A 7548-nucleotide genomic window follows, 5' to 3' on the forward strand; every position below is an offset into this window, starting at 1 on the left:
TATGCCCTTGGGAGAAGGCCTCGGTCAAAAGCCAGGAGCATAGAGCGGCTGCAGCAGCCCGTCCGGAACCTGCTGCTCCCCCGGCAAGTTGCCGTCGTCGTCCGTCCCCCTGCCGTGCAGCGCACGAATAGCGCCGCCGTCAAGGGTCGCCGCGGCGACGAGCACATCGTCCCGCACGTCCTCCGGCCAGTCGTTCGGGCCGCAGACCGACGCCGATAATCCGCGCCGGAAGCACCTGCAGCCGAGGGAACGCCCCGAGGAACCGCAGCAGCCGCGGAGCTTTCACGGGCTCGGTGCCGGCCAACATCGGCAGCACCAGGAAGCGCTGCGCGATCCGCTGCAGCTGCTGGGTTCCAACTGTGGGGAACCAGCGCCGCCGGTGGACCGCAGCAAGAGTCCGGTGCGTCGGCCATCCTTGAGCTGCCCGCCCGGCTGCCAGCACGCGTGCTGCACAGACCGCGTCCTGAATGGCCAGATTGATACCCACGCCCCCGATCGGAGACATCGCATGAGCTGCGTCCCCAATGAACAATATTCCCGGCTTCGACCATCTCCTTAACCGGTCCAACCGCACCGTCAGCGTGCTCACATCATCGAAACCTGCCAGCTCCGCCACGTTTCCGGCCAGTTCCGGAATCAGCTCCGCAACGGACTTCCTTAGTGCTTCAATCCCGGCGGCCCGAACACGTTCATCCCCGCCCTTGGGAATCACATAGGCGATCTGCCAGTAATCGCCTCGATCGATCGCCAGCACCACCCGGCCCGGGCCAAAATGCATGTCCAGCCCCTTTTCCGATCCGGCTGCCCGGCCAAGCCGGAACCACAGCACGTCCATCGGAGCACCATACTCCCGTGGCCGCAGGCCGGCGCACCGGCGCAGCGCTGAATTCCGACCGTCGGCAGCCACCGTCAGTTTGGCGCTCACCTGTACGGCTCCGTCCGGCCCCCGCGCCCGGACTCCGCGGACAGCTTCGCCGTCTGTCAGTAGGTCAACGGCTTCATGGCTGCGCAGCAACCTGAAGCTGGGAAGCTGCTGGGCGGCTTGCGCCAAAACGTTCAGGAAGTCCGCTTGTGGCATGAACCGGATGTAGGGATGCGCCGTCCGCAACCGTGAGAAATCCGCCACGCGGTAGGTTCCGTCGGCAAAGGTGGTGTGCAGCTCTGCGACGTCCCGGTGCGGGACCCGCTCCGTGTCCCCCGCCAGGCCCAGCTGGTCCAACACATCCAAAGTAGACGGGTGCACCGTATCGCCGCGGAAGTCCCGGATGAAGTCCGGATGTTTTTCCAACACAGTCACGTCCAGCCCTTGGCGCGCCAGCAGCAGGCCAAGCATCATGCCCGCCGGGCCGCCACCGACAATGCAGACATCCGTTCTGTACTCCGTGACAATACCGTCCATGCTGACCATCATGGCCCGCGCGTTGTCCCGCGACAACCACGCAAACGGGTCCGTCACCCGATGGTGACGGACCCGTTTGGACGATGCGGAGGTTACCAGCCGCGCGTTGCCAAACGGTGCGGCTCCGGAATCTCGTCAACGTTGATGCCGACCATAGCCTCGCCCAAACCGCGGGAGACTTTGGCGATAACATCGGCGTCATCGAAGAATGTTGTTGCCTTGACAACGGCAGCCGCCCGCTCGGCCGGGTTCCCGGATTTGAAAATTCCGGAACCCACGAAAACGCCATCCGCGCCGAGCTGCATCATCATCGCTGCATCGGAGGGAGTGGCAATACCGCCGGCCGTGAAGAGCACCACAGGAAGCTTGCCCGTGGCGGCGATTTCCTTCACGAGTTCATATGGTGCCTGCAGTTCCTTGGCCGCAACGTACAGTTCGTCCTCGGCCAACGATGACAGCCGCTGGATCTCGGCGCGGATCTGGCGCATGTGCATAGTGGCATTCGAAACGTCACCGGTACCTGCCTCACCCTTGGAACGGATCATCGCCGCGCCCTCGTTGATCCGGCGAAGTGCTTCGCCGAGATTCGTTGCTCCACAAACGAACGGAACGGTGAAGTTCCACTTGTCGATGTGGTGGGCGTAGTCGGCGGGAGTCAAGACCTCAGACTCGTCAATGTAGTCCACGCCCAAGGACTGCAGCACCTGGGCCTCAACGAAATGTCCGATCCGGGCCTTAGCCATCACGGGAACGGAAACCGCCTCGATGATCTTGTCGATCATGTCAGGGTCGCTCATCCGCGAAACGCCACCCTGCGCACGAATATCCGCCGGGACGCGCTCCAGCGCCATGACCGCGACGGCGCCGGCATCTTCTGCGATGCGTGCTTGTTCGACGTTAATGACGTCCATAATGACGCCGCCCTTAAGCATTTCGGCCATGCCGCGCTTGACCCGGCTGCTGCCGGTTACCCCGGCCGCGGTCCCGCCGCTGACAGGACCGGATACGGGCGTTACCTCAGGTGTAGACACAAAAACCCCTATGGGAAAGTAGATGAGAGCCTCTTGCGCAAGGCGTAACTAGTCAGACTGAACTAGACACTTCAATCTTAGACCTCCGGACGTACCGCAAAATATTTGCGTTACGTTATCCGGGCGGGAATGAGCGGTGCCTGATACGGGGCAAGAGCCAGCAGGATGCCGTGCCGCGGTTTTATGGATTAAGGCGGGCTTCCCCCGCCCGGGTCTCCCGGCTGCCTTCCTGGTCTCTTTCGGTGCCCCCGCTCAGCATCGTGCCGGCGTCACTGGCACCGCCGCCGTCGAGCATAAACGCCTGCCCGCGGACGGTGAGGATCCGCTGGAAGACCGTGTACAGACTGGCTGCGGCCAACAGGATCAGGACGATCAACAGCAGAATATTGTTGATGCCCAGGCCTACCAGTCCGGTTGCCACCAGCACCGATACCAGGCGGTCCGATCGTTCAGCGATGCCGACATTAGCCGTCATGCCCAGGCCCTCGGCCCGCGCTTTAGCATACGAAACGATGCTTCCGAGGACCAAACACACCAGGGCCATGACCGCTATGGTGTGGTTGTTGCCGCCGGTGTAGAACCAGACAATAATCCCGGCGAACACCGCGCCGTCGCCCACGCGGTCCAAAGTGGAATCGAGGAAAGCACCCCACCGTCCGGAACGGCCAAGTGCCCGGGCCATCAGTCCATCGACGATATCCGAAAAAACGAAGAAGGTGATGACCACAGTTCCCCAGAAAAGCTGACCGAGCGGATACCAGATCAGCGCCCCTGCGGCCACCCCCAACGTCCCGACAATAGTGACTGCGTCCGGCGAGATACCCCACCGCACCAAGAGGTTGGCCACTGGGGAGAAAATTCCGGCAAAGAGTGCACGCGCATACTTATTGAGCATGGTCCACTTCAGTGTCTTCCACAGCAGCTTCGGTCCATGCCTGCGCCACCTGGCGCCGGACATCTCCCAAAGTCTGCGTGATGGCCTTGGTCTGGGCAATGATAGGCAGGAAATTTCCATCGCCACCCCACCGCGGCACCACATGCTGGTGCAGATGTGCGGAAATTCCGGCACCGCCGGTTACGCCCTGGTTCATACCCAAATTAAACCCCGAGGCATGGGAAACCTTTCGCAACACGCGCATAGCCTGTTGGGCCAGCGCCGCAAACTCCGCTGTTTCCGCCACCGTCAGATCCGTGTAGTCCGGAATGTGCCGGTAAGGACAGACCAGGAGATGCCCGGGATTATAGGGATAAAGGTTTAGCACTACGTAAGCGGTCTCACCGCGGTAGACAATGAGAGACTCCTCATCGGTGCGTGATGGAGCCACACAGAACGGGCACTCATCCTTGTGGAACTGGTCCTGGCCACCCTGAATGTAGGCCAACCGGTGCGGCGTCCACAGGCGCTGAAAAGCGTCCGGCACGCCAGGGAGCACAAAATCATCCTGCGCCGTGCCAGACTCTCCGGGCCTGGCCGCTTTGCCAGTGCCCGCTCCAGAGCTATCATCGTCGTTCTTCACAGTAGCCCGCCTACCCTTACGCGGTCCGGTTCCGGACAGCGTCAACAATCCGGGACACGGCCTCGTCCACCGGCACCCCGTTGTCTTGGCTGCCGTCGCGGAACCGGAAAGACACCGCCGAGGCATCGACGTCGTCGCCCCCGGCAATCAAGACAAACGGCACTTTGTCCTTGCTCGCGGTTCGGATTTTCTTTGGGAACCTATCCGAGGACGTATCCACTTCGGCACGGATGCCTTGAGCCTTGAGTTTGTCGACTACGTCGAACATGTACTCGTTAAAGGTCTCCGCCACGGGAATGGCCACTACCTGCACAGGTGCTAGCCACGCAGGGAACGCCCCGGCGTAATGTTCTGTCAGGACTGCCATGAACCTCTCCACCGAACCGAAGAGGGCGCGGTGAATCATCACAGGGCGCTGCCGGGTGCCGTCGGCTGCCTGGTATTCCAGTTCAAAACGCTCCGGCAGGTTGAAATCGAGCTGGATTGTTGACATCTGCCAGGTCCGGCCGATTGCGTCTCTTGCCTGCACCGAGATTTTAGGACCGTAGAAGGCCGCGCCGCCCGGGTCCGGAACCAAGTCCAGCCCCGAAGCCTCCGCAACCTCCGCAAGCGTCCTGGTGGCTTCATCCCAGGCATCATCGGAACCAACAGACTTCTCCGGGTCCTTGGTCGAAAGCTCCAAGTAAAAGTCTTCCAACCCGTAGTCCTTGAGCAGATCCAGCACAAAGTTCAGCGTGGTGGTCAGTTCACCCTTCATCTGCTCGCGGGTGCAATAGATGTGGGCATCATCCTGAGTCATGCCGCGGACCCGGGTCAGCCCGTGGATGACGCCGGACTTTTCATAGCGATAGACGGATCCGAACTCGAAGAGCCGTAGTGGCAGTTCACGATACGAACGGCCGCGGGAGCGGAAAACCAGATTATGCATAGGGCAGTTCATCGGCTTGAGGTAGTAATCAACCCCGGGCTTGCGGACGGTGCCGTCATCGTTAAGTTCCGCGTCCACGTGCATGGGCGGGAACATGCCATCTTTGTACCAGTCCAAGTGCCCGGACACTTCATACAGATTGGCCTTGGTGATGTGCGGGGTATAAACGAACTCGTACCCGGCCTCGACATGCCGTTGCCGGGAGTAATCTTCCATCGTCTTACGGATAATTCCGCCCTTGGGATGGAAAATCGGCAGGCCGGAGCCCAGTTCGTCAGGGAAGGAAAAGAGGTCCAGCTCAATGCCCAGCTTGCGGTGATCCCGTCGCTCGGCTTCAGCGATCCGTTCCTGATACGCCTTCAGTGCATCCTTGGTAGGCCACGCCGTCCCGTAAATGCGCTGCAGCTGCTTGTTGTTCTGGTTTCCCCGCCAGTAGGCAGCGGCGCTCCGAGTCAGGGCAAAAGCATTGGAGATCAGCTTCGTATTAGGCAGATGCGGGCCACGACAAAGATCGCACCAGAGCGTGGTCCCCTCTTTGCGCTCAACATTGTCATAAATGGTCAGCTCTGCGCCGCCCACCTCAACATTGGAACCATCCTCCGCCGAGGCTGCGTCCGTGCCAGTGGAACCCTTGATCCCGATCAACTCGAGTTTGTAGGGCTCGTCCTTCATTGCCTCCCGTGCCTGATCTTCCGTGACGACGCGGCGGACAAACTTTTGGTTGCTGTTGATGATCTTCTGCATCATCTTTTCCAGCTGCTTAAGATCCTCGGGGGTAAAAGGCTCTTCAACGTCAAAATCAAAGTAAAAGCCATCGGTAATATAGGGACCGATTCCCAATTTGGCGTCCGGACGCAACTGCTGAACGGCCTGCGCCATTACGTGGGCGCTCGAGTGCCGGAGTACGTTGAGTCCGTCCGGAGAATCAATAGTGACAGGTTCGACGGCGGAACCGGGCTCTAGCGGCTGGTCCAAATCCTTCAGCTCGCCGTCCACGCGCATGACGACGACGTCGCGACGCTCGAAGAAGAGTTCGGCACCTGTTGTGCCCGTGTTCACCGTGGTCTCTTCGCCGTCGACGTTAAGGGTGATCTGAGTATCCACTGGCACTGCTGCTCCTAATTTCGCGTCTGTAGCTCCGTCTAAGCAACATACGAGGGCTGCTGTAAGCTCTTGACGATCGTACTGGGAACATCCCGCGCCGACCAACATCACTCTCCCGGCTGCAGGGCGTCTGTCCGGTTCGAGAGCAGATGGACGGGAGCCCATTACTACCAACGGTTCTCCTTCATCAGCGCCGCGGTGATGATGGTGCGGGCGAAGTTTTGGGCGTCTTTGAGGTTGTCGTGGTGGGTGTTGCGGATCCAGGGGTTCCCGGCGTAGCGGGCTGTCGTCTCTTCGCCCAAGGCGGTGCCAGCTCCGGTGTTTAGGCCGGTGGTGGTGTGGTGGTGGTGGAAGCGTGGGCGCGGGTGTTGGCGGGTGTTGGGTCCGTATTTCAGGTAGGGGATTCCGTCGTCCATGGTGACTTCCAGGATCCCGGCGTGGACCAGGGAGTGGCAGGAAGGGCATAGGGCGCACATGTTGGATACGGCGGTGGGTCCGCCGCGGGAGTACCAGATGACGTGGTGGATATCGCACCAGGACGCGGGCCGGTTACAGCCCGGACGGACGCACCCGCCGTCGCGGACGGACACCGGCCCGGCGCTGGGCCGGTGTTGCGAGCCTGACCGCGGTCCCCAGATCCAGGACGGCACCGTTGGTGCCCAGGACGGCTCGTTCAAACGACGTGTCACACACCATTCTCGCCAGCGTGCCGGGACTGATACTGCCCAATCCGTCACACCACGACGGCATCGGATCCAACGGCGTTAACCCACCAGCACCAGACAAACCCTGCTCCGGAAGTACCTCTGGTTCTGAACCAAAAAACCACGAAGACCCGGGGCTGGTGGAATCAGTGGTGCTGCTGTCAGTGGTACTGCTGTCAGTGGTGCTGGTGGTGGTGTCCCAGCCGACGCTGGTGTTCTCCGGACCTACTCCGCCTGGCCAGCCGCTGTCCTCCGGCGCACCGTCCGGGTCCGCCCAGCCCGACGGCAGATCCGACGGTTCGGCCGGTACAGGTCCGGGTCGGACGGGCACGGCACAGCTTTCCTGTGAACCGTGGTCTTCTGCGTCGGGATCTGCTGGGGTTTGTGGTGCTGCCGGTACCGGTCCGACCGTCAAGGCCAGCCGTGCTCCCGGTTCCGGGGACTCCAGTAACTCCGGTAATTCCAATGGCTCCGGGAATTCCAGTGGTTCCAGTGATTCCGGTGATTGTGATGGTGCCGGTGGTTCTGGTGGTTCTGCTGGTTTTGGTTGGTTTCCCAGGGTTTGTCGGAGGATGGCGGCGTCCTTGTCCGGGAAGCTGCGGAGCTGGTCAAAAGTGGTCGTAATCGTGATACGGGCCGGTCGCCTGCCCGGCCGGAGCCTACCGGCCCTACTCGGACCACAACGGGTACCACCGACACCCCTGCCCGTCCCCGGACCCGTCCCTGTCACTGTCTCTGTTGTGTTTCGTCAAGTTAAAGTAGGCCATTTCGGCGCTAAGAATCAGGCCACTGCGGCACGTCTTTAGGCCATTTCAGCTGTCTGCTCATTTCATCAACGCATTTTTGACCCGGTAGGACTCGCCGC

The 7548-nt window shown here is 61.2% G+C and carries 8 protein-coding genes and 1 pseudogene; all 9 read right to left on the bottom strand.

What is annotated here, in order from left to right:
• Window positions 1-24 precede the first annotated feature (24 nt).
• The 9 genes and pseudogenes from IV500_RS19860 to IV500_RS19895 all read right to left on the bottom strand — a co-directional run bounded on the left by IV500_RS19860 (window position 25) and on the right by IV500_RS19895 (window position 7014).
• Entirely contained in the window at window positions 25-165 is a 141-nt protein-coding gene (locus IV500_RS19860; protein ID WP_196398545.1) for a hypothetical protein, read from the bottom strand.
• Complete coding sequence (locus tag IV500_RS19865; protein WP_230855238.1) at window positions 140-1411, bottom strand: FAD-dependent oxidoreductase; 1272 nt, start codon at window positions 1409-1411, stop codon at window positions 140-142. Before IV500_RS19865 ends, IV500_RS19860 begins: the two co-directional genes overlap by 26 nt.
• 80 nt (window positions 1412-1491) lie before the next feature.
• Complete coding sequence (pdxS, locus tag IV500_RS19870; protein ID WP_196398546.1) at window positions 1492-2430, bottom strand: pyridoxal 5'-phosphate synthase lyase subunit PdxS; 939 nt, start codon at window positions 2428-2430, stop codon at window positions 1492-1494.
• Between the two features lie 181 nt (window positions 2431-2611).
• Window positions 2612-3325, bottom strand: a complete 714-nt coding sequence (pgsA, locus tag IV500_RS19875; protein ID WP_196398547.1) for a phosphatidylinositol phosphate synthase — start codon at window positions 3323-3325, stop codon at window positions 2612-2614.
• Complete coding sequence (locus tag IV500_RS19880; protein ID WP_312876002.1) at window positions 3315-3947, bottom strand: HIT family protein; 633 nt, start codon at window positions 3945-3947, stop codon at window positions 3315-3317. The genes pgsA and IV500_RS19880 overlap by 11 nt, the downstream gene beginning before the upstream one ends.
• A 16-nt stretch (window positions 3948-3963) precedes the next feature.
• On the bottom strand, window positions 3964-5985 hold the full coding sequence (thrS, locus tag IV500_RS19885; protein ID WP_312876003.1) for a threonine--tRNA ligase: 2022 nt from the start codon (window positions 5983-5985) through the stop codon (window positions 3964-3966).
• A 161-nt stretch (window positions 5986-6146) separates the two neighbouring features.
• Complete coding sequence (locus tag IV500_RS21730; protein WP_230855239.1) at window positions 6147-6395, bottom strand: hypothetical protein; 249 nt, start codon at window positions 6393-6395, stop codon at window positions 6147-6149.
• Between the two features lie 75 nt (window positions 6396-6470).
• Window positions 6471-6569 (bottom strand): annotated as a pseudogene (locus tag IV500_RS22360) (hypothetical protein); the annotation flags it as partial.
• Window positions 6529-7014 carry a hypothetical protein gene (locus IV500_RS19895; RefSeq protein ID WP_196398551.1) on the bottom strand — a complete coding sequence of 162 codons (486 nt, stop codon included), beginning with the start codon at window positions 7012-7014 and terminating at the stop codon, window positions 6529-6531. The gene IV500_RS19895 and the pseudogene IV500_RS22360, both read right to left, overlap by 41 nt.
• Window positions 7015-7548: the final 534 nt, after the last annotated feature.

Source organism: Arthrobacter terrae (assembly GCF_015708085.1).
Classification (GTDB): domain Bacteria; phylum Actinomycetota; class Actinomycetes; order Actinomycetales; family Micrococcaceae; genus Arthrobacter_M; species Arthrobacter_M terrae.